This is a genomic window from Taklimakanibacter lacteus (assembly GCA_003576695.1).
GTDB classification, from domain to species: domain Bacteria; phylum Pseudomonadota; class Alphaproteobacteria; order Rhizobiales; family Aestuariivirgaceae; genus Taklimakanibacter; species Taklimakanibacter lacteus.
On record QOZQ01000004.1, the window covers coordinates 260,607 to 280,624 of the forward strand.

The 20,018-nt window shown below is 61.1% G+C and carries 20 protein-coding genes; 8 read left to right on the top strand and 12 right to left on the bottom strand.

Annotation, left to right across the window (positions count from 1 at the left end):
- Nucleotides 1-260: 260 nt before the first annotated feature.
- Together msrP and DT068_RS09490 are read left to right on the top strand one after the other, a co-directional pair.
- Nucleotides 261-1,223 carry a protein-methionine-sulfoxide reductase catalytic subunit MsrP gene (msrP, locus tag DT068_RS09485; RefSeq protein WP_119389571.1) on the top strand — a complete coding sequence of 321 codons (963 nt, stop codon included), beginning with the start codon at nucleotides 261-263 and terminating at the stop codon, nucleotides 1,221-1,223.
- A gap of 447 nt (nucleotides 1,224-1,670) precedes the next feature.
- Nucleotides 1,671-2,270, top strand: coding sequence for a LysE family translocator (locus tag DT068_RS09490; protein WP_119389572.1), 600 nt, complete (start codon nucleotides 1,671-1,673; stop codon nucleotides 2,268-2,270).
- A 21-nt stretch (nucleotides 2,271-2,291) separates the two neighbouring features.
- On the opposite strand, the gene DT068_RS09495 is transcribed toward DT068_RS09490, so the two are convergent.
- The 4 genes from DT068_RS09495 to trxB all read right to left on the bottom strand — a co-directional run bounded on the left by DT068_RS09495 (nucleotide 2,292) and on the right by trxB (nucleotide 6,012).
- Nucleotides 2,292-2,882 carry a hypothetical protein gene (locus DT068_RS09495; protein ID WP_119389573.1) on the bottom strand — a complete coding sequence of 197 codons (591 nt, stop codon included), beginning with the start codon at nucleotides 2,880-2,882 and terminating at the stop codon, nucleotides 2,292-2,294.
- Between the two features lie 35 nt (nucleotides 2,883-2,917).
- A complete protein-coding gene (locus tag DT068_RS09500) occupies nucleotides 2,918-3,880 on the bottom strand; it encodes a small ribosomal subunit Rsm22 family protein (protein WP_119389574.1) in 963 nt (320 codons plus the stop codon).
- 108 nt (nucleotides 3,881-3,988) lie between these two features.
- Nucleotides 3,989-4,876: a LysR family transcriptional regulator gene (locus DT068_RS09505; RefSeq protein WP_119389575.1), complete on the bottom strand. Its 888-nt coding sequence runs from the start codon at nucleotides 4,874-4,876 to the stop codon at nucleotides 3,989-3,991.
- 173 nt (nucleotides 4,877-5,049) lie between these two features.
- A complete protein-coding gene (trxB, locus tag DT068_RS09510) occupies nucleotides 5,050-6,012 on the bottom strand; it encodes a thioredoxin-disulfide reductase (protein ID WP_119389576.1) in 963 nt (320 codons plus the stop codon).
- A gap of 186 nt (nucleotides 6,013-6,198) precedes the next feature.
- Here trxB and DT068_RS09515 point away from each other — a divergent pair, with 186 nt between their 5' ends.
- The 6 genes from DT068_RS09515 to DT068_RS09540 all read left to right on the top strand — a co-directional run bounded on the left by DT068_RS09515 (nucleotide 6,199) and on the right by DT068_RS09540 (nucleotide 11,387).
- Entirely contained in the window at nucleotides 6,199-6,672 is a 474-nt protein-coding gene (locus tag DT068_RS09515; RefSeq protein WP_119389577.1) for an Lrp/AsnC family transcriptional regulator, read from the top strand.
- On the top strand, nucleotides 6,669-7,865 hold the full coding sequence (locus DT068_RS09520; protein ID WP_119389578.1) for a benzoate/H(+) symporter BenE family transporter: 1,197 nt from the start codon (nucleotides 6,669-6,671) through the stop codon (nucleotides 7,863-7,865). The genes DT068_RS09515 and DT068_RS09520 overlap by 4 nt, the downstream gene beginning before the upstream one ends.
- A gap of 4 nt (nucleotides 7,866-7,869) precedes the next feature.
- Entirely contained in the window at nucleotides 7,870-8,349 is a 480-nt protein-coding gene (locus DT068_RS09525) for a glutathione peroxidase (RefSeq protein ID WP_119389579.1), read from the top strand.
- A 164-nt stretch (nucleotides 8,350-8,513) separates the two neighbouring features.
- Nucleotides 8,514-9,209 carry an outer membrane protein gene (locus tag DT068_RS09530; RefSeq protein ID WP_162914103.1) on the top strand — a complete coding sequence of 232 codons (696 nt, stop codon included), beginning with the start codon at nucleotides 8,514-8,516 and terminating at the stop codon, nucleotides 9,207-9,209.
- Nucleotides 9,210-9,240: 31 nt separating this feature from the next.
- Nucleotides 9,241-10,038, top strand: coding sequence for a class I SAM-dependent methyltransferase (locus DT068_RS09535; protein WP_119389581.1), 798 nt, complete (start codon nucleotides 9,241-9,243; stop codon nucleotides 10,036-10,038).
- Nucleotides 9,990-11,387, top strand: coding sequence for a phenylacetate--CoA ligase family protein (locus DT068_RS09540; RefSeq protein ID WP_162914104.1), 1,398 nt, complete (start codon nucleotides 9,990-9,992; stop codon nucleotides 11,385-11,387). Before DT068_RS09535 ends, DT068_RS09540 begins: the two co-directional genes overlap by 49 nt.
- A gap of 47 nt (nucleotides 11,388-11,434) precedes the next feature.
- On the opposite strand, the gene DT068_RS09545 is transcribed toward DT068_RS09540, so the two are convergent.
- The 8 genes from DT068_RS09545 to DT068_RS09585 all read right to left on the bottom strand — a co-directional run bounded on the left by DT068_RS09545 (nucleotide 11,435) and on the right by DT068_RS09585 (nucleotide 19,891).
- Nucleotides 11,435-12,115, bottom strand: a complete 681-nt coding sequence (locus DT068_RS09545; protein WP_119389583.1) for a Crp/Fnr family transcriptional regulator — start codon at nucleotides 12,113-12,115, stop codon at nucleotides 11,435-11,437.
- A 267-nt stretch (nucleotides 12,116-12,382) separates the two neighbouring features.
- Entirely contained in the window at nucleotides 12,383-12,709 is a 327-nt protein-coding gene (locus DT068_RS09555; protein ID WP_119389585.1) for a DOPA 4,5-dioxygenase family protein, read from the bottom strand.
- 8 nt (nucleotides 12,710-12,717) lie between these two features.
- Nucleotides 12,718-13,740 carry a HEAT repeat domain-containing protein gene (locus tag DT068_RS09560; protein ID WP_162914105.1) on the bottom strand — a complete coding sequence of 341 codons (1,023 nt, stop codon included), beginning with the start codon at nucleotides 13,738-13,740 and terminating at the stop codon, nucleotides 12,718-12,720.
- A gap of 115 nt (nucleotides 13,741-13,855) precedes the next feature.
- Nucleotides 13,856-14,758: a HEAT repeat domain-containing protein gene (locus DT068_RS09565; protein WP_162914106.1), complete on the bottom strand. Its 903-nt coding sequence runs from the start codon at nucleotides 14,756-14,758 to the stop codon at nucleotides 13,856-13,858.
- 134 nt (nucleotides 14,759-14,892) lie between these two features.
- Nucleotides 14,893-16,815 (bottom strand): HEAT repeat domain-containing protein, encoded by a 1,923-nt coding sequence (locus DT068_RS09570; RefSeq protein ID WP_119389588.1) that lies wholly within the window; start codon nucleotides 16,813-16,815, stop codon nucleotides 14,893-14,895.
- Between the two features lie 255 nt (nucleotides 16,816-17,070).
- Nucleotides 17,071-18,159, bottom strand: a complete 1,089-nt coding sequence (locus DT068_RS09575) for a HEAT repeat domain-containing protein (protein ID WP_119389589.1) — start codon at nucleotides 18,157-18,159, stop codon at nucleotides 17,071-17,073.
- A gap of 105 nt (nucleotides 18,160-18,264) precedes the next feature.
- Nucleotides 18,265-18,738: a transcription elongation factor GreA gene (gene greA / locus DT068_RS09580; RefSeq protein ID WP_119389590.1), complete on the bottom strand. Its 474-nt coding sequence runs from the start codon at nucleotides 18,736-18,738 to the stop codon at nucleotides 18,265-18,267.
- Between the two features lie 181 nt (nucleotides 18,739-18,919).
- Nucleotides 18,920-19,891: a fatty acid desaturase family protein gene (locus tag DT068_RS09585; RefSeq protein ID WP_119389591.1), complete on the bottom strand. Its 972-nt coding sequence runs from the start codon at nucleotides 19,889-19,891 to the stop codon at nucleotides 18,920-18,922.
- Nucleotides 19,892-20,018: the final 127 nt, after the last annotated feature.

Here is a 20,018-nt window from a genome sequence, read left to right on the forward strand (position 1 = left end):
GCTGAAGGGGATTGCCGCCCGACGTCAATCTCGGCATATGATCCGGCGCAACCGGCCATGCCGGCGTCCGGGGCAGGCCTGATGCGGGAGAATGGCTCCCGCCGCAGCCGGGAAGATTCCGTGTAACGCGGGACGGCCCGGCATCGTATCAGTGAAGACAGATGGCCGCCTTGCCTGCCCCTTCCCGGAAGCGTGATCGGGCGTAATTTGCAATGAACGGTTGTGTGGTCTAGCGTCAGGTTGAGCCAAGGACATGCAAGATGTTGATCAAGCGCAGATACGGATGGGAAATTCCGGAACACAAAGTCACGCCTGAGGCGCTGTTTCTCAACCGCCGGACGGTTCTTTCAGGGCTCGCCGGCGCGGCGCTGACCGGCATTGCCGGCCCCGCCCGTGCCGAAGGCGATCCCTCGCAGGGGCTTTACCCGGCTCCCGTCAACCCGGCCTACAAGGATGCCGGGCGCGCCGTCACCGACGAGAAATACAACACCAATTACAACAACTTCTATGAGTTCGGGACGTCGAAGGGGATCGCGGCCGAGGCCGAGAACCTCAAGATCAGGCCATGGGAGATCGCCGTCGACGGCGAGGTCGACAAGCCTTTCGTGATCGGCATCGACGACCTCCTGAAGAAGGTCACGCTCGAGGAGCGCGTCTATCGCCATCGCTGCGTCGAAGCCTGGTCCATGGTGGTGCCGTGGACGGGCTTTCCGCTGAAGAAGCTGGTCGAGCTGGCCAGTCCCACGGCCGACGCCAAATATGTGCGCTTCGAGACCTTCAACAATCCCGAGATGGCGTCAGGCCAGCAGCCGGGGCTGTTCGGCACCATGCCGTGGCCCTATGTCGAGGGCCTGACCATGGCGGAGGCGATGCATGATCTCACCTTCGTCGTCACCGGGGCCTATGGCAAGCCGGTGGCGAAATCGATGGGGGCGCCGATCCGCATCCACATGCCGTGGAAATACGGCTTCAAATCCATCAAGTCGATCATCAAGGTGAGCTTCGTGAAGGAGCGGCCGATCGGCTTCTGGGAGCAGCTGCAGTCATCCGAATATGGCTTCTGGGCCAATGTGAACCCGCAAGTGCCGCATCCGCGCTGGAGCCAGGCCTCGGAGCAGGTTCTGGGCACCGGCGAGCGCATCGATACGCAGCTCTATAATGGCTATGGCGAGTTCGTCGCTTCGCTCTATCAGGGGTTGGAGAACGAGAAGCTCTATATGTGAGCTTGCGCCGGCCGCGCGGGATATTCCGTGACCGGAAGATCATAAAGGCCGCCGCAAAAGAAAAGGCCGGACAAAATCTGTCCGGCCAAGGATATGGGCTTGTCCCAGTGAAGGGACGCTTCCGGTCCGGGTGAGGGTGGTCCGGAAACATCAGCGGAGCGATACAAGGGGAGGGAGTAACTTCCGCTGGTTGTGCATTCCCAATGAATGCGACAATGAGAAGATGCGCCATTCGCTTATGTCAGACAAGCTGACACATCTCATGGGTGTCATGCTGGACTCGCATGGCGTTGATTTTTCAAGACTTTGGATGAAGGTCCAACCATGATCATGAAGATCATCGATTCCAATGAGTTGCAGAAAAAAACCAGGCCGTGCGGATTTTGCATTGCTGCCCGGCCAATGGCCCAGGCTCGACAGGATCGCCGATCCGGCCCAGAATAGGTCATGAGCTTTGACCTATTCTGGGCGCTGCTGATCTTCACTTTCGTGATGACCTTCACGCCCGGCCCCAACACGATGATGCTGCTCGCCTCCGGCGTGAATTTCGGCTTTCGCGCAACCGTGCCGCATATGACGGGCATCACGCTGGGCTTCGGCCTCATGACCGTGCTTGTCGGCATGGGGCTTGGCGAGATCTTCAAAGTCTATCCGGTGCTCTATACGGCGCTGAGCTATGCCGGTGCCGCCTACATGATCTATCTCGCCTGGAAGATCGCGATGACGCGCAAGATGGGCGAGGGCAAGGCCGGCAGCCGGCCGATGAGCTTCCTGCAGGCGGCGGCGTTTCAATGGGTCAATCCGAAAGCCTGGGTGATGGCGGTGACCGCGATCACCACCTACACCATTCCGAGCGCCTATACGGTCTCGGTGTTGCTGCTCACCGCGATATTCATGGCGATGGCGGTGCCCGGCTGCTCGGTCTGGGTTCTGTTCGGCACAGGAGTGCGGCGCTGGCTCGAAAACCCGAAACGGTTGCGAATCTTCAACGTGACGATGGGGATATTGCTCGTGCTGTCGCTGGTGCCGGCCTTCTGGCATGGGTGACGTAAAATCCGACCACAGTCGCTAGTAGATCGGCTCCAGATTTTCGCCGCTCTTCTTCATGACACGTAGCGCCCAGTCGGTGATCGGATCAGGGTAGTCACGCCGCCTGTCGGCAACATGGTATTGTCGGTCCTTCTTTCCCTCTACAATCCAGTGAGCGCCGTCGAGTCCGACAAACCTTGACGGGTCTCGGGGTGGGAGCGTGGGAAGGGACCAGAAATTCGCCAGCGCCAGGTTCTTCAATAGTTCCTGGGTTTCCGGCCTGTCGATACTCATCTGCTTGTTCAGGACGATCTTTCCCGACTCGAAGCCACCCTTACCATTCGTCTTCTTGACGACCAGTATTGCCGAGCCATCGGACAGTATGATCAGCCGGAAGACCATGGGCGGATCGAATGAGCGCAACCAGAGAATCCGGTAGGTTTCTGCCCTCATGTCGGTTGTCCAAAGGGAGGGCTCGTCCATCGCCGCCAGATGCCTGGAATAGGGAGCGCTCGGAAAATCACTCCACCTGTCTCCGCCAGTCTTCGGTGGGAAATAGCGCTGCTTCGCATCGACCGTACCCGCGACGAGCAAGGCAGCGGCTACCAGCGCCACAAGGTGTCTGATCATGCTTAGTCCCCGAATTTCTCCCGGGGAGCAGATTTCTATAGAATTTCGCCCCAATCGCGGCGGCGGGCTGTCTTGAATGTGGCACCGTCGCGCTTGCTGAGCGTGCGGTCCTGCAACGTGCCATCGGCGCAGCAGAGCTTCAGATCGATGCGGCCTTTGCCCACCCGCGGCGGCGCCAGGATGCGGGCTTCGGCGGCGAGGCCGGGCCGGCGAGAGGCCGCGAGATAGATGAATTTCTCGTCCTCCCAGGGCACATCGGCGTCCTTGGCGAGGCGGTGCAGGCGTGAGCGCGCCACGCGCCTCGCGAAATGGCACCAGTCCGGCGCGGCGACCGGGCAGGGCGCCGCATGCGGGCAGGGGGCGAGGATATGGGCGCCCTGCGCGATGAGACGGGTGCGGGCGCTGAGGATGCGCTCCCATCCCCTGGGCGTGCCCGGCTCGACGATGAGCAATGTGTCGCCCGTCAGCACCCAGAGATCATCGACCAGCCTGCCACGGGCGGCGGCCGGGAGCTCGCTCAGCACATAGGCCAGTGAGACGAGATCGGGCCGGCCTGCTTCGCCGACCCCTTCGGCAATGTCACCGGCCTGCCAGACGATCTCAGCGACCGTACTGTCCCTGGCCAGGATCTCGCCCCATTTGCGGATGGCGCTGGAGGCTTCGATCAGCCGCGCCGTTGCAAGGCCCGGCCAGCAATCGGCCGCCGCCCACAGGACAGTGCCGGGGCCGGCGCCAATATCGAGCAGGCTATGGGCTGAGAAATCCGGCCGCCTTTCGGCGAGCTCGGTCATTGCGGCGCGGATAGCGGCATAGGTGGCGGGAAGCCTGGTCGCGAGATAGGCCCTGGCGGCGAGATCGTCCGAGAGGTGTAGTGCGCCATCGAGCTTCTCGCCGCGATAGCGCTCCGACAGGGTTGCGGCAGCGCGCCTCAGATCGCCGAGCGCCACTCCCTCGAGCGCTTGGTCGATGGCCTGGCGCAGGAGAAGCGGAATCTCCATTGCTGCGCTAGAGCGTGAGGGCTTTTCGTCGAGTAGCCATCACGCTCTAGCTTTTTGGTTGCGCATGATTTTTCCGGAAAACCGGTATCCACTTTTCCGGATCATGCTCTAGAAGCTCCACTCCTTCGCCTTGGAGACGAGGAAGTCACGGAACACGGTCACCCGCTTCGAGTCCTTCAGCTCTTCCGGATATACGAAATAGGTGTCGAATTGCGGCGTCTCCACCGGGAGATTGACCTGCACCAGGCTCGAATTGTTGCCGACGATATAGTCGGCGAGCGAGGCTATGCCGACGCCCGCCTCGACGACGCGGCGCAAGCCATAGGCATTGTTCACGCGCAGGAACGGCCGCCTGATGTCGCCATCGACGCGCCCCGCCGTCTCCAGCCAGTTGATCGAGGTGAGATAGGTCGGCGCCTGGCCGAATGTCACGATACGATGGTTGTCGAGATCCTCGACCGACTTCGGCATGCCGAATTTCTTGATATATTCGGGGGCGGCATAGATGTGGTGGTGCACGGTGAAGAGCTTGCGCTGGATGAGATCGGGCTGCACCGGGCGGCGCAGCCGGATCGCGACATCCGCCTCGCGCATCGCCAGGTCGAGCTCGCGGTCGTCGAGCATCAAGGTCACCTGGATCTGCGGATAGAGATCGGTGAACTCGGTCAGATGCGGAGTGAGCCACACCGAGCCGAGGCCGACGGTGGTGGTGATGCGCAACTCCCCGGTCGGCTTGTCCTTCGAGTCCATGAGGCGCGTCTGCGCCGCGGCCAGCTTGGCGAAGACGTCATGGGCGGTGCGATAGAGCACCTCGCCCTGCTCGGTGAGAATGAGGCCGCGGGCATGGCGGTGGAAGAGCGCCACGTTCAGATCCTGCTCGAGCGAGCTGATCTGCCGGCTCACCGCCGACTGCGACAGGCCCAGATCATGGCCCGCATGAGTGAAGGATCCCGCCTCCGCGACGGCGTGAAAAATTCTGAGCTTGTCCCAATCCATAGCAATGCTGTTTCTCGCTTGCGCATTGCATACCCCCGCAATGCTATCCTCTACTTGCCGCATTGCCTGTGCGAAAACCCGGTCTCTCCCCCGCTTCGCGCAATGCTATTTTCTACTACCGCATTGCTTTCACGAAAAGCCGGTACCCACTTTTTCGCGCAATGCTTTTATCCTTACTCGGCCGCCTCGCGCAGATGCTCCTGCGCCGCCAGCCATCGTTCCACCTCGAGCGCCGCCATGCAGCCCATGCCGGCCGCGGTCACGGCTTGGCGGTAGATATCGTCAGTCACATCGCCTGCAGCATAGACGCCCGGAATGGATGTCGCGGTCGAGCGGCCCTCCGTGATGATGTAGCCGCCGGCATTGAGCGGCAGCTGGCCGACGAACAGATCGGTCGAAGGCTTGTGGCCAATGGCGATGAAGACGCCGTCGACGGAAAGCTTCTGCACCATTCCGGTCTTGAGATTCCGGATCCTGGCGGCGGTGACGCCTTTCGGGTCATCGGCCCCTTCGACCTCCTCCAGCACCGAATCCCAGATCACCTTGATCTTGGGATGGGCGAAGAGCCGGTTCTGCAGGATCTTCTCGGCGCGGAAATGATCGCGGCGATGCACGACGGTGACCTCGCTGGCGAAATTGGTGAGGAAGAGGGCCTCCTCGACCGCGGTATTGCCGCCGCCCACCACCACCACCTTCCGGTCGCGATAGAAGAAGCCGTCGCAGGTGGCGCAGGCCGAGACGCCGAAGCCCTGGAAACGCTGCTCGGAGGGCAGGCCCAGCCACCTGGCCTGGGCGCCGGTCGCGATGATCAGCGCATCGGCCGTGTAGACTTGGCCCGAATCGCCCTTGAGCCAGAAAGGGCGCTGGTTGAGCCTGACCTCGACGATGTGGTCGGATATGATCTCGGTGCCGACATGGCGGGCCTGGGCCTCCATCTGCTGCATCAGCCAGGGGCCCTGGATGACATCGGCAAAGCCCGGATAGTTCTCGACATCGGTCGTGATCGTCATCTGGCCGCCCGGCTGAATGCCCTGGATCATCAGGGGTTTCAGCATGGCGCGGGCAGCATAGATCGCGGCCGTATATCCGGCTGGCCCCGACCCGAGGATCAGGACGCGGGCATGACGGTCAGTCATGGCTTGCTCCTATTCTGAAGCGCTCCTGCCGCCGAAGTCGCAAGGCGGCGCCGCTCTGGTGGTATGACGGGATAGCATAGCTTATTTGGGGGCTTTCTCAACCCTTTGACTAACAGTTGTGCATAGCTCGACGGGAATGCAATGCCCCCTACGCATCCTTGAAATAATATTGCTATAGTCCCCATCATGACGGTAACGGGGCACCTCGACGCCATCGACTGGAGGATTCTCCGGACCCTCCAGGAGAATGGCCGCATCACCAATGTGGAATTGGCTGAAAAAGTTGGACTTTCGCCGCCGCCCTGCCTGCGCCGGGTCAGGGCCCTGGAGGAAGCGGGCTATATTTCGGGCTACCGGGCCATGCTCAATGCCGAGAAGCTCGGCTTCGAGGTCATGGTCTTCGCCATGGTCGGGCTCAAGAGCCAGGCGGAGAGCGAGCTCACCCAGTTCATCGCGCGGGTGAAGGCCTGGCCCATGGTGCGCGAATGCTATGCGGTCTCGGGCGAGGCCGATTTCATGCTCAAATGCGTGGGGCCCAATCTTCATGCGATGCAGGATTTCATCATCAAGGACCTGACCGCCGCCGCCAATGTCGACAGCGTGAAGACCACGCTCATCCTGCGCCAGGAAAAATACGAACCCGGAATCCCCATCACATGAGCGATGTGACGCAAGACGCCGGCGGCACCTCGGCCAGAGGCTGGTTCAGCCTGACGTCGTCGGCACTTACCGCGGTCGTGGTGGGCTTCGCCTCGACCATCCTGCTCATCATGGAAGCGGCCGATGCGGTCGGCGCCAATCCCGCGGAGAAGGCGTCCTGGGCCGCTTCCCTGTGCATCGGCCAGGCGATCATCACCCTCGTGCTGAGCTGGCGCTACAAGATGCCGATCATCGCCGCCTGGTCGACGCCGGGCGCGGCGCTCATCGCCACGAGCTCGTCGGCCGGCATCGACTATCCGAGCGCGATCGGCGCCTTCATTGCCGCCGGCGCCCTGACATGCATGACGGCCCTGTTCAAGCCGGTGGCGCGACTGATCGAGCGGATTCCGGCCTCGATCGCCGCCGGCATGCTGGCGGGCGTGCTGCTGCGCTACACAATGGGAGTGCCGGGAGCGGCCATCGACTTGCCGTTGCTGGTGCTGCCGCTGATCGTTGTCTTTTTCGCGCTGCGCGTCTGGCAGCCGCTCTTCGCAGTGCCTGTGGTCGTCGCAGCGGGCATCGCGCTGGCGATGCTTACAGGATCCTTCGGCCAGAGCTGCTGCTCCCTCCAGGTCACCGAGCCGGTGTGGACGACGCCCGCCTTCGACTGGCCCGTGATCGTCGGCCTCGGCCTGCCGCTCTATCTGGTCACCATGGCGTCGCAGAACCTGCCCGGCTTCGCCGTGCTGAAGGCATCGGGTTATCAGCCGCCGGTCACCGGCTCGCTCTGGGCGACGGGGCTGGGATCGATCCTGTTCGCGCCCTTCGGCTCGCATCAGCTCAATCTCGCGGCGATCACCGCCTCGATCGTGACCGGGCCTGAATCGCATCCCGATCCGCAAAAGCGCTGGCTCGTGGCATGGCCCTATCTCATTCTCTACATCCTGGTCGGGCTCGCGGCGGCAAGCTTTGTCGCCATATTGGGCAGCCTGCCCAAACCGCTCATCACCGCGATCGCCGGCCTTGCGCTGTTCGCGCCGCTGCTCGGCAGCGCCACGCAGATGTTCAAGACGAGCCATGAGGTCGAGGCGGCACTCGCCACGTTCCTGGTCTCGGCATCGGGCATTACACTCTACGGCGTCGGCGCGCCGTTCTGGGGCCTCGTGGCCGGGCTGATCCTCTATGGCGCACGGCGCCTGCAGGCGATGAGGTAGTGCAATGAGCAAGGCGCATGATTTCGCTTTCACCCGGCTCACCGGCGAAAACCTGCCACTGGCGGAATTCCGCGGCCAGGCGATCCTGGTCGTCAACACCGCGTCCGAATGCGGATACACGCCGCAATATGAAGAGCTCGAAAAGCTCTGGCAGGCCAACCGCGACAAAGGGCTCGTCGTGCTGGGCGTTCCGTGCAACCAGTTCGGCGGCCAGGAGCCGGGCTCGGAGGCCGAGATCGGCGCCTTCTGCCGCAAGAATTATGGCGTGACCTTCCCGATGACGGCCAAGAACGACGTGAAGGGCAAGGCGGCGCATCCCTTCTACATATGGGCGAATGGAGAGGCGGGGCTGCTCGGCCAGCCCAAATGGAATTTTCATAAGTATCTGATTGGCCGGGATGGCTCCTTCGCCGGCTGGTTCTCGAGCGCTGCCAAGCCGACCGGGCCCAAGATCAAGAAGGCGCTGGAGAAAGTGCTCGGTTAAGGCCTGTGTTCCCGCCGCGTTCCCTGTGGCTGGCTTGCAATAGTGGGCACCAAATCGTGACCTGCCATCCAAGCTGAAATTGACGAAAAGTAACGGTTGCCGCATATTTGCAAGAGAATCTGGGCGTGGGAGCGCCCGAGCGGGGATATATGCGCAAGCTTACAATGGCTTTGACACTCGGGTCGGCACTCGCCTTGAGCATGCCGGCTTTTGCAGCCGACATCGTCGAAGAGCAGCCCTATGACTGGAGCGGCGTCTATGTCGGCATCTTTGCTGGCGTCGGACACACATCGTCGGACTGGGACGGTCTGGATGACGATATACTGGTGGACCCTGTTGCCATCGATGAGTCTCTCAATGAAACCACGTTTCTGTTGGGCGCCCTTGCCGGCATCAATTTCCAGCACGACAGGTGGGTGTTCGGTCTGGAAGCCGACATTGCCTGGTTCGATTCAAAGGAGCATGAGCGGCTTGATGGCGCCGAGGGCCTTGATATCACTTCGGAAATAGACCTCCTGGGATCGTTGCGGGCGCGCGCTGGCTATGCAGCTGACCGCACCCTGTTCTATGTAACCGGTGGTCTCGCCTTTGCTGATGCCGAACATACCTGGGACGACGACGGCACCGTTGCGGCAACAAACTTGGCGCCAGAGTCGCTCGATCTTGATTTTGGCTGGGTGGTGGGTGCCGGCATCGAACATGCCTGGACCGATAATTGGCTTGTGCGTCTCGAAGGATTCTATTTTGATCTTGGCTCCGAAGATGGTGAGGCGGTTGCCGAGCAAATCGAAGCGGACACATTTGAAGTCGATCAAGAGATCTGGGTCGGCCGCATCGGCATAAGTTACAAATTCAATTGAGCCCTGGCGCCGTCCGAGCTGTGTGTCGGCCATGACGCATTGGCAGAAGTATCACGCCGCATGGTCGAAGCTTGAAGCACCCTTGCGGCCGAACGCCGACACCCTCAGCAAGATCCGTGAACTCATTGGCGACATTTCCGGACCTGTTCTGCTTCTGGGCGTGACGCCCGAGCTCGCCAATTCCTTTGATCAGGTGCTCGGCGTCGACAAGAACAAGGCGATGATCGACCATGTCTGGCCGGGCGACACCGCCGCGAAGAAGGCGTTGCATGCCGATTGGCTCGATCTCGAAGGACCGAAGAACCATTTCGCTGCGGTGGTGGGAGACGGCAGCCTGAACGCCGTCACGACCCTCAGGGAAGTCCGCCAACTGCTCCAGCGCGTTGCCGCCCTCCTGGCGCCCCGCGGCCGCTTTGCCTGCCGCCTCTATGAGCGGCCGGAGAAGCCCTTCACCGAAGACCATCTGCGGCAAATGGGATCGCGGCAAGCCACGGTCAATTTCCATGCCTTCAAGTGGCAGATCGCCATGCATCTGGCCGAGGGCGGCGGCGCCTCGATGCCCGTCGTGCTCATCCGCGAGCGCTTCAACGAGCTTTTCCCCGATCGTGACAAACTCGCCCGCGATACCGGCTGGTCACGCGACATCATCGACATGATCGACATCTACAGGGGCTCGCCCGCCATCTATACATTCCCCAGCCGCCGGGAGTTCCTGGATGTCCTGCCCGAGGGCATTTCCAATGTGCGCTTCGAGCCGTGCGGCAGCTATGATCTTGCCGAGTGCTGCCCTATGCTGGCCTTCGACAAGAACCAGGCAGCAGCAATCTGAGCACCGTTCCACAGAAATCCGACATCGAAGGGCTCCTGTGGCCGCCTGTCTCGGTCGACGAGAATGCGATGCTGGCGGCACTCCTCGCCCAGCTCGAGGCAACGCAGTGGCACACGCCGGCAGCGCTTGCGGAAAACCAGGCGCGCCAGCTCAATGCGGTGGCCGAGCATCACAAGCGGCACACGCCGTCCTTCGCGGGGCGCCTCAAGGCTTCCGGCGTAAGCACTCTCAACAACCTCGAGCGCCTGCGCCATGTCGAACCGCTGTCACGGCGCGATGCGCAGGCTTTAGGCGACCGCTTCTTCGCCGCGCAGGTGCCGAACCGGCATCTCCCCCTCGGCACCGCCAAGACCTCGGGCTCGACCGGCGAGCCGGTGACGGTGAGGAAAACCGCCATCAACCGGCTGTTCTGGTCGGCCTATACGATCCGCGATCATCTGTGGAACGACCGCTCCTTCGCCAACCGGATGAGCTCGATCAGGGCCAATGTCAGCAAATATGTCGATGCCAAGGACTGGGGTGCGCCGGTGCGCAATCTGTTCAGCACCGGCGAGGCGCAAGGCATACCGATCACCACCGATATCCGGGAGCAGCTGCGCCTGCTGCGCAAATTCCGCCCCGAGCTTCTCATCATCTATCCCAACAATCTCGCCGCCTTCGCGACGATCTGGGAGAAAGAGGGCTTCGACCTCACCAGCCTTCGCCATGTCAAGACGATCGGCGAGACGGTCCATGCGGAATTGCGCGAGCGCATCAAGAAGATCACCGGGTGCAGCATCGAGGACAATTACTCTTCGCAGGAAGCGGGAACGATCGCCATCCAATGCAAGGCAAGCGGGCTTTACCATATCATGTCGGAGGCGCTCATCGTCGAAGTGGTCGATGAGCAGGGTGAGCGCTGCCGGGAAGGCGAGATCGGCCGCGTGCTGGTGAGCGACCTGCAGAATCTGGCGACGCCCCTGATCCGCTATGATATCGGCGATTATGCCGAAGTCGGTCCTCCCTGCAGCTGCGGCCGCGGCCTGCCGACGCTCAAGCGCATTCTGGGGCGCGAGCGTAATCTGGTGCGGCTGCCCAACGGATCGCGCAACTGGCCGCTGGTCGGCTTCCATTCCTTCGACACGGTGGCGCCGGTGCGGCAGTATCAGCTGATCCAGACCAGCCTGGAAGAGATCGAGTTCCGGATCGTGACCGATCAAGAGATCACCAGGGATCAGGAGCAGGGGCTGATCAAGATCGTCCAGCAGGCGTTGAACTATCCCTTCCGGATCACGATGGTGCAGTTCCGCGAACGCATGCCCGTCGGCGCCAATGGGAAGTTCGAGGAATTCGTGTGCCGGGTGCCGTAGTCAACCTGCTTCCGACATCGATGCTGGCCCGGAACCGCGGCAGCTGATCAGGCGCCGAGCACGGTCGCTTCCTGCTCGAGACGACCATGATCGAGGATATGCAAGCCGCCCCTGTGCAGCGACACGATCTTCTGGCGCTTCCAGTGCTGCAATTGCCGGTTGACGCTCTCGCGGCTGGCGCTGACGAAGCTCGCCAGCTGCTCCTGTGAGGCGGGGATCTCATCACCGAACTCTTCGGCCAGCGTCAGCAGGCGATGGGCGAGGCTCGCCGCCAGCGGCAGGAGCGCCGTCTCGCCGACGCGCTCCTTGATGGAGCGCAGCTTGCCGCACAAATAGCCGATGACATGCACGGCGACCTCCGGATGCGCCGCGATGAAGCTGAGGAAATCACCGCGCGGCAGGCGGAAGATCTCGGAGGGCTCGAGCACGATGGCGCTCGCCATGCGCGGGCCGCCGTCGAAAAAGCCGACGATGCCGAAGGTGCTTTGCGGGCCGAACAGATTGAGCGTCATTTCGCGCCCGTCGGGCGAAAGGATGGTGGTGCGCACGCGCCCGCTCTTGATGCCGTAAAGCGCATCGCCCGGCTCACCCATATGGAAGATGACCTCGCCCTTGCCATAGCGGCGCATGCGGCAGAGGCCGGCCAGCGCCTGCATGTTGGGGCTGGCGAGCTCGGAGAAAGGCTCCGTCCTGGCGATGATGGTGAAAACGGGGTCGGTCTTGAGCATGGTCTTTCAGCTTTCTGGCCGGTCTGCCTGCGCCCGACTGTGAGGCAGATCACAGTCACTGCCCGCGCTTCAGTGCAGGATAGCATAAAGCGAGCGAGGCTGAAGATGGCCAAATTCATGAATACGACATCACGGCGCAATGCGATAACCGTGTCATCCGGCTGGATCGGACGCCTGCGGGCGCTGCTGCGCCGGCGCCGTCCGCGGGACATCTCGCTTCTGAGTGACGCGCAGCTGCGCGATATCGGCCTCAGCAATGAGAGAAGATCAGAGCTTCGAAAGATCGAGGGGCTCCGATGGCCCTAGCCAGATCACGTGATCGGTATGGTCCTTGATCTCATCGCCCGACAGAGCATGGGCGAAGATGGTGAAGCCGTCGCGGTTGGCGACCAGCCACTGGATCACGTCGGAGAATTTATCGGGCGTCACCGTGAGCTGGCAGGAGCCGCGCGGATGCGGGCCGACTGCCCCATCATGCATGCGGCCCATCGGAATGCCGAAGCGGTCGCACAAGGCTTCGCACAGGCGTCGGGCGCCGTCTTTCCGCGGCGGATCATAATAGACGTGAGCGTGGTAGCCGGTGATCGTGGTCATGGCCTTTTCTATTTCCAAAGCGGGCAAGAAATCCATTCCATTCCGCTATTGGGCCGAAAGATCACATCACCATTATTCGTCTGAATCCCCAAAGTCCCGTCGGGCGAGGCGATTGCCCTGTAAGGTGCGCCCGGCAATCGCCAGATCACTTGGGCTTTCCACTTTCCGTCCGGGATTTGGTCAACCTTATAGATGAACCCATCGTCCAATCCCATGTGACCTGAGCCGGTCAAAGCGAATATGCCTTGCGGAGATTTGACGACAGCCATGACGGTTTCATCTTCAATGGGTTCCTGTGTCAGAAGGAGTTGTTGTAGAAGGTCAAGGTCAGGTCGAAATTCTAACCCCCGGCCCCATTCGCCTCTATCGACCCTATCGACTGCGACGAGAATACCGCCCTCTACCGCAACTGTTTTCCCGATCTCGCTGGCGCCGAACAGATCCGGATGCGAAGCCAGTCTCGCCCCGGGAATGGAAGCATTCTTCTTGCCGTTCACACTGCGGCAATAGGCATCCTCCATCGATAGCCAATAAGTCCTCTGTTCAGGAAAGCCGTCAAGCAGGCGCTGTGCAGCGGCGCGAATGCCGGGCTTCCAATAAGCCCCGGCAATCTCCTTGACGACAGGTATCGCTTGAGGGGCTTGCAGATTCCACAGGCTGGTCATCGCCTCGAATGTCAGCTTCCAGTCGCGCGCGCCAATGGCATCTACGAGATAAGGGATGGCGGATGTCTCGCCTGTGCGGCCCAATGTCTGGGCGGCTTCGGCGCGGACCCCCCAGTCCTCGTCCTTCAAGAGTTCCAGGACATAGGGGGTGCGCATCCGCCCAGCCGGCCCAAGGTCGCCGATTTTTCTCAGGCGATCCCTTTTCAACGTTGAAGGCGGAAACTTGGAATAGGGCACACATTCCCGGGTGACGGCACCGGAGTCGTCGTATTCGACGCGGTAGGCCACGCAATCGGAAGGTTCCTGGGCGAAAGAGCAGGTGGGCAACATAGCGAGTGCCATGAGAAGCGGCCAGACTTGGCGCATTGATCGTTCCTCTCCGATATGAGGAGAGAGTGCACCATGCCTCGTCAGCTGTAGCTGACCTTCAGGATCTCGCAGCTCTTGCCACCGCCCGAGGAAACGCGCACGCATCGGCCGCCTAATTCCGGCACTTTTCAGATGGCCCGCATGCAAGCCACTGCAGCGTGTCATCGGTCTTGTACAGGACTGATCCGAACTGCCCGAAAAGGCCCATCGTGCCGTCGGGCGCCGCGACGATTTCATAGGGCGTGCCCGGCAACCGCCATTGCCGCCGAGCTGACCATTTTCCGTCCGCAGCGCGCGTAAGGGCCCAGATGTCGCCGCGGTTCAGGCCACCATGGTTCAAGCCAGTGACCACGACGATCCGGCCGCCGCGTTCGACAATAGCGAGGACATTGTCGTCGATGATGGTCTCCTGCGTCTGCAGTGTTCTCTCATCGATGAAGCCAAGCTCGCCGCCCCACTCGCCATGGTTGGTGCCGATGAGTTTTCCGCCGTGGCTTTCCAGGATGACGGGAGCCTGATGCGCTCCTTTGAGACTGGGGTGGTCGCGCAAGATCGGGCATCTGGACGGATCAGCATCACAATAATCCACGGGTACCCTGATCGAGACAGCCATAGCGGTCGTGGACAAGGGGAGCTTTGCAGCCAGGTTATTGGCAGTTTCTGCTACCGCCGGCAGCCAATAGGTGCCTGCAATATTCTTCAGGATCGAGTCCGCTTCCGGCGCTTTAAGCCTTGTGAGGCTGGTCATCGCCTCCAAAGTCAAGCGCCAGTCCTGGGGTGAGATCGCGGCAACGAGCTGCGGTATGGCTTCAGCATAGCCGATCAGGCCCAGGGTTCGCGCCGCCTCCGCGCGCAAATCCCAATCCTCGTCCGTCAGCCTCTCCATGACATAAGAGGCATCCTTTTGCCCGGCGGTCCCAAGCTCCGCAAGCTGCCGCAACCGCGTGAAGTTCCGCCAGGACTCGGGCTCCGGTTTGCATTCAGAACGAACCTTGCCTGTTCTCAGATCGGTCATGCGCTTGCTTGCCCAGCAACTGGGATCGTCCTGAGCCCAGGCGCTGCCGCCGGCGGAGGCGATGAAGAGTGCGTAAAGGCTAAGCCAGCATAGAGCTATGTTGCGCATATTCCTCCCCGCATTTCGATGTGAAGCTAAGGGGTGTTGTCGAGCATCCAGTCGACACAGGATATCCATTCCATGCCGCTTTCGGGACGAAAGATCACATCGCCATAATCCGTCTGAATCCCCAGAGTTCCAGTCGATGAGACGACCGCTGCGCGAGGTGCGCCTGGTAGTCGCCAGACAATGTGGGCACTCCATTTGCCGTCGGCGTTCTTCTCGACTTTGTAGATAAAGCCATCGTCCAACCCCATGTGACCCGAGCCTGTGAGCGCGAAAATACCCTTTTCGGATGCGAGCACCACGGAAACCGCTTCTTCCTTGATGAGTCGTTGCACCGAGCGGTCATCCGATCGAAACTCCAAGGCACCACCAAATTCGCCTTCGTCGATTGCGACAAGAGTGCCGCCTTCTACCGCGATCTTCATTCCGGCCTTTACGGCACCTGCCATCTCCGGACGCGAAGCGAGTTTTGCGCCGGGCTTCAAGGTGTTCGTTTCACCGACCCGACCGCCACAGTCGGAGATGATGGGTGTCCAGAACGGCGCACGGCTTGAAAACGTCGATGCCGACTCACCGTCGAGCAGACGCTGTGCTGTGGCTCTTATGCCCGGTTGCCAATAGCTTTGCGCGGCATCCTCAACTTGCTCACTAACCGAGCCGAGTTGGTTCAGACTGGCGATGGCTGCGAGCGTGAGCTTCCAATCGGATGGCGTGACTGACTTGACCAGACTGGGCACAGCCGGCTGATACTGAATGACGCCAAGAACCCTGGCCGCTTCCTCGCGGGTGCCCCAGTCGTCATCGTGAAGCTTGGCAACCAGATATGGTCCCATGGATTTCGCCACTAGGCCGATTTTGCCGAGTTGTCCGATGTGAGAAATACGGGCGTAGCCTGTCTGCCTCTCTATCGCGCCCCTGAGTTCCGAAAGTGCTTCCGGCGTTCCGATGCGCATAAGGGCCGGTTCTATCCAGAAATTGCCGGCATAAATTTCCTTCAAGATCGCGGGCATGTCTGCCGCGGTGACGGCGCTGAGATCCGACAGGACCATCCCGGCACGGGCCCTGATCGACAGATCCGGGTCATCGAGGAGAACCAAGAGGGCAAGCACACCCGGCCTGCCAAACTTCTCGAATTGAGCCCAAAGACTGAAATACCCGTTTTGGCGATTAATAAAATCGTAGCTGGGAAGCTCCTCACGTACGCAATCGATACTACAGGGATAGGGCACCTGAAGCAGAGTCAGGCAGTGCTCCAGGGTGGAGCAGGCCAGTTTGGGTTGCGATTGCGTTCTGTCTATCGCCGGATCCATCAGGTGAACCAGAAACGAATCCTGTTGGAGCACCGGGCCGCCGACGATCTCCGCGATTATGCGATCGAACTGCAGGATGCAGCCCCGGCTGGTCTCGCAGGCGAGGGTTTCCAGGCGGAACGGCGTTACCTCATTGCCGAGCGATCGGAGGGACCAGCCATGCTGCTTCTGAAGGTCGGGTGACGCTTTCAAGAGAGAAACAAGTTCCGAAAGTGCTTCGGTCGGCTCAATGCGCGCAAACGCGGGATCCAACCACTCATTGCCATTGTGGGACTCTTGCAGAATAGCACGGAGGTCCTCCGGTGTGAGCGTGCTCAATCGTGACAGAACCATTCCTGCCCGTGCCCTGATCGAAAGATTCTCGCACTTGAGGAGATCGAGCAGCGCGAGAACGCCCGGCCGGCCGAATTTGTCGAATTGAACTGGAAGGCTGAAATAGCCGCCTTGGCCGTCGATGAAACCATAGTCGAGGCGATCGCCGCCCGGACAGTCAGGCATGCAGGGATATGGCTTTTGCAGCAGCGCCACACACTGCTCGAGACTTTGGCAGGTGAGTATTGGTGGCTCAGCCGGCTGAGCCGCCGCTTCAGAGAATTCGCAGAAGAGAGCGCAAAGCAGTATCGCCACAAGTCTCATGCGCATAGCGGGTCCCCGATCTCGAACCCTGAGTAAGTGCGGCAATCATGCAAAAATTAAGGCCGGACAATGTCCGGCCTGCTGCAGTCGCGAAAACTTCGATCGTCAGGAGTGCGGCGAGGTCATCTCTGTGCGTACCTGCCCAGCAATCAGGAGCATTGTCCGCGTGGGCAAAATTATCGACATCTGCAAAGGAAGGGGCGAGATCCCCAGGAATCGAAGGAGGTTGCCTATCAAGGCCGGAGGGCGGCGAAGCGAAGCCTATGGGCGGCAGCTGTAAGATTGCCCGCAGGCAAGCCATTGGAGAGTGTCATCTGGCCTGTATAGCACCGAACCGAATATCCCGTGAAGGCCGATCGTGCCATCGGGTGTCATCAACATATGGCGCGGCGCACCCGGCAAGCGCCACCGCCTTTGGGCGATCCAAGTGCCATCCTTTTGCCGAGAAAGACCAAAGATATATCCCAGTCGCGAATCGAGATGGGTGAGACCCGTAATCACGAGGATGTCGTCTCCTCGCTTCGCGACGGCGAGAATGTTCTCCTTCAGGATACTCTGGCGCGTCGAGCCATGCGCGAAAACAAGGTCGCCGCCCCATTCGCCATGGTCCGTGCCTATGAACTCGCCGCCGTCTACTTTAAGCGTGGCGCCCAGGGGCGTGGCTCCCTTCAGGGCTGGATGGTTCAGAAAGGCGAGGCCCATACGGATCCTGTATTTCTCAACTTCCCAATTGTAGCGTTCGATATCCCGTTCGTCGGCAACGTTGGCGCATCGAGGGAGACTCGCCTGATCCGTACTGGCTTCGCAGAAATTCATCAAAGTTTCCTCGGCCGAACTCTGGGTGAGGGAAGGAGCGGCTCCATGTTCCTTGGTAAGATCGTGTGCCGCTTCGGCGATGGCGGGAAGCCAATAGGTATTTGCGACATCTGCTAAAATGCCGTTGGCCTGTGGTGTATTTAACTTGGCCAGGCTGAGAATGGCCTGGAAGGTGAGGCGCCAATCTCGTGGGGATATCACTGCGACAAGGTACGGTGCTGTTTCATCATCACCGATCAGGCCCAACGCTTCGGCCGCCGCGGTACGGACGTCCCAGTCCTCGTCCTTCAGAAGCTCAAGGACATAGGGGAGGTGCTTTCGTCCGCCGGCGCCGAGCGCGCCGATAGTGCGCAGGCGCGCTTCCTTCAGCACCGAGCTTGGTAGCTCCGAGTAGGTGACGCATTTCTCTGACTTGAATACCCCCGTGGCCGGGTCCAGCTTGGATCGGATGGCGGCACAGTCGGTAGGCTCCTGGGCCAGAGCGCAACGGAACGCCAAGACGAGCCCGATGACCAGCAGCCAGACAAGACGCATCCGATCCTCCCCCGCGAAAGGGGAAGATTGACGGGCATTTGGCAAAAATTAAGGCCGGACAATGTCCGGCCTGTTGCAATCGCGAAAATTTCGGTCGTCAGGCCTTCAGCTATAACGGACCTTCAGGATCTCATAGCTCTTGCCGCCGCCCGGGGTGTTGACCTCGACGGAGTCGCCCTTGCGCTTGCCGATGATGGCGCGCGCGATGGGCGATGACACCGAGATGAGGCCCTTCTTCACGTCGGCCTCGAATTCGCCGACGATCTGATAGGCGGCTTCGTCCTCGGTATCCTCATCGACGAGGGTGACCTTGGCGCCGAATTTCACCGTGTCGCCGGACAGTTTCGAGATGTCGATCACCTCGGCGCGGCTGATCTTGTCCTCGAGCTCGGCGACGCGCGCCTCGGTCCAGCCCTGCTGCTCCTTGGCGGCATGGTATTCCGCATTCTCCGAGAGATCGCCATGCGAGCGCGCCTCTTCGATCGCGCGGATGATGCGCGGGCGCTCCACCGATTTCAGGTGCTTGATCTCATCCATCATGGCGGCGTGCCCCGCCTCAGTCATCGGAATCTTGTCCATGGCGTCCGTAAATCCGTCAGTTCAACTCTTTCCGTCGGGGCCCGAGGCCCGCGGCGGGTTCAATGCATCCGTGTGAGCGGAAAGCAATTCCCGGCGAGTGAGCCCTGAAAAGGCGGCTCATCACCGGGAACAGCCCATAAACATGGCTTAAGGCGGCGAGGAATTCAAGAGTCCCGTTAAGTTATTCTGCGGCCTGATTAATTTCAGGCTCCGCGCGCGGCTGGACCGGCCTGCGCACCGGCCCTTTCAGCTGCTTCAGCGCGGTCTGGGCGAGGGCGGCGTCGAAGCCGTCCTTGTCGGCATCGAACAAAGCCGGGAGGCTCGCCCAGGAAGCCAGCGGGTGGCGGTGATGCACCCGATGCATGTTGTGATTGAGGATGAAGGGCTTCACGAAAGCCGGCACCGACAGGTTGTTCGCCGCCGCCGGATCATGCGCGTCGGTGCCGTAATGATAGGCGTTGTCGTAGAAGGACACGATCAGCCCGCGCCAGAAGAACAGCAGGATGACGGGCGTCAGATCGTGCCAGTTGCACCAGCATTGCAGCGCGATGAAGCCGACGCTCAGCACCGCATCGAACTGGATGGCCTGCACCATGCGGCGGGTGAACATGTCGAGGATGGTGGCGACCGCCTGGTTCCGGGTGAAGGCGAGCACGATGCGCTTGACGCGCTTCCAGAAGAAGAACAGCAGCGGCGCCAGGACCTCGGAAATATAGAGGCCGCCCAGGATGCGGGCGTAATAGGCCAGCCACCAGGCGATGAAATGGCGCGTGCCGGTCGGCACCAGCTCGGTGGTGTCGAGCTCGCTGCGGTTGTAGCGGTGATGCGTCATATGTCCCACTTTGAGGATGTGGAACGGGCAGCCGAACAGGATGGCATGGAGGCGTCCCAGCCGGTCATTGGCCCGACGGCTGTGCAGGAGCTTGTAGTGGATGGCCTCGTGGATGAGGAGCCAGGTCATCACCGTCGCATAGCCATAGACGAGGAGATAGGCGAAGAAGGCCCAACCGCTCCAGGCCCAGACCAGCGGGGTCAGAGCGAGGCCGGCAAGCTGGAACAGGATGGTGAAGGCCGAGAAGGCGGCATTCTGCCTCTGCGGGAGGAAGCGCAAGGTCACGGGGGAGGGCGCCGGGGCGTCTGTCGTGTCAGTCATATTTTCCAGAATCCGCTGTGAGAACGCCGGTATTCCGGCAGGCCGGAACCGGCGTCCCCTCTTTTTTCTCGCATCGGATTATCCGAAAACCACTACGTACTTTTCGGTCCGATGCCAGTGTTGTCCC

Bases quoted from the DNA above. Each gene is read 5' to 3' on its own strand.
- DT068_RS09515 (WP_119389577.1), top strand. From the start codon at position 6,199: ATGACGGTAACGGGGCACCTCGACGCCATCGACTGGAGGATTCTCCGG.
- DT068_RS09500 (WP_119389574.1), bottom strand. From the start codon at position 3,880: ATGGAGATTCCGCTTCTCCTGCGCCAGGCCATCGACCAAGCGCTCGAG.
- trxB (WP_119389576.1), bottom strand. From the start codon at position 6,012: ATGACTGACCGTCATGCCCGCGTCCTGATCCTCGGGTCGGGGCCAGCC.
- DT068_RS09570 (WP_119389588.1), bottom strand. From the start codon at position 16,815: ATGCGCATGAGACTTGTGGCGATACTGCTTTGCGCTCTCTTCTGCGAA.
- DT068_RS09575 (WP_119389589.1), bottom strand. From the start codon at position 18,159: ATGCGTCTTGTCTGGCTGCTGGTCATCGGGCTCGTCTTGGCGTTCCGT.
- DT068_RS09505 (WP_119389575.1), bottom strand. From the start codon at position 4,876: ATGGATTGGGACAAGCTCAGAATTTTTCACGCCGTCGCGGAGGCGGGA.
- DT068_RS09535 (WP_119389581.1), top strand. From the start codon at position 9,241: ATGACGCATTGGCAGAAGTATCACGCCGCATGGTCGAAGCTTGAAGCA.
- DT068_RS09585 (WP_119389591.1), bottom strand. From the start codon at position 19,891: ATGACTGACACGACAGACGCCCCGGCGCCCTCCCCCGTGACCTTGCGC.
- DT068_RS09520 (WP_119389578.1), top strand. From the start codon at position 6,669: ATGAGCGATGTGACGCAAGACGCCGGCGGCACCTCGGCCAGAGGCTGG.
- DT068_RS09560 (WP_162914105.1), bottom strand. From the start codon at position 13,740: ATGCGCCAAGTCTGGCCGCTTCTCATGGCACTCGCTATGTTGCCCACC.
- msrP (WP_119389571.1), top strand. From the start codon at position 261: ATGTTGATCAAGCGCAGATACGGATGGGAAATTCCGGAACACAAAGTC.
- DT068_RS09555 (WP_119389585.1), bottom strand. From the start codon at position 12,709: ATGACCACGATCACCGGCTACCACGCTCACGTCTATTATGATCCGCCG.
- DT068_RS09490 (WP_119389572.1), top strand. From the start codon at position 1,671: ATGAGCTTTGACCTATTCTGGGCGCTGCTGATCTTCACTTTCGTGATG.
- DT068_RS09525 (WP_119389579.1), top strand. From the start codon at position 7,870: ATGAGCAAGGCGCATGATTTCGCTTTCACCCGGCTCACCGGCGAAAAC.
- greA (WP_119389590.1), bottom strand. From the start codon at position 18,738: ATGGACAAGATTCCGATGACTGAGGCGGGGCACGCCGCCATGATGGAT.
- DT068_RS09530 (WP_162914103.1), top strand. From the start codon at position 8,514: ATGGCTTTGACACTCGGGTCGGCACTCGCCTTGAGCATGCCGGCTTTT.
- DT068_RS09545 (WP_119389583.1), bottom strand. From the start codon at position 12,115: ATGCTCAAGACCGACCCCGTTTTCACCATCATCGCCAGGACGGAGCCT.
- DT068_RS09565 (WP_162914106.1), bottom strand. From the start codon at position 14,758: ATGACCGATCTGAGAACAGGCAAGGTTCGTTCTGAATGCAAACCGGAG.
- DT068_RS09495 (WP_119389573.1), bottom strand. From the start codon at position 2,882: ATGATCAGACACCTTGTGGCGCTGGTAGCCGCTGCCTTGCTCGTCGCG.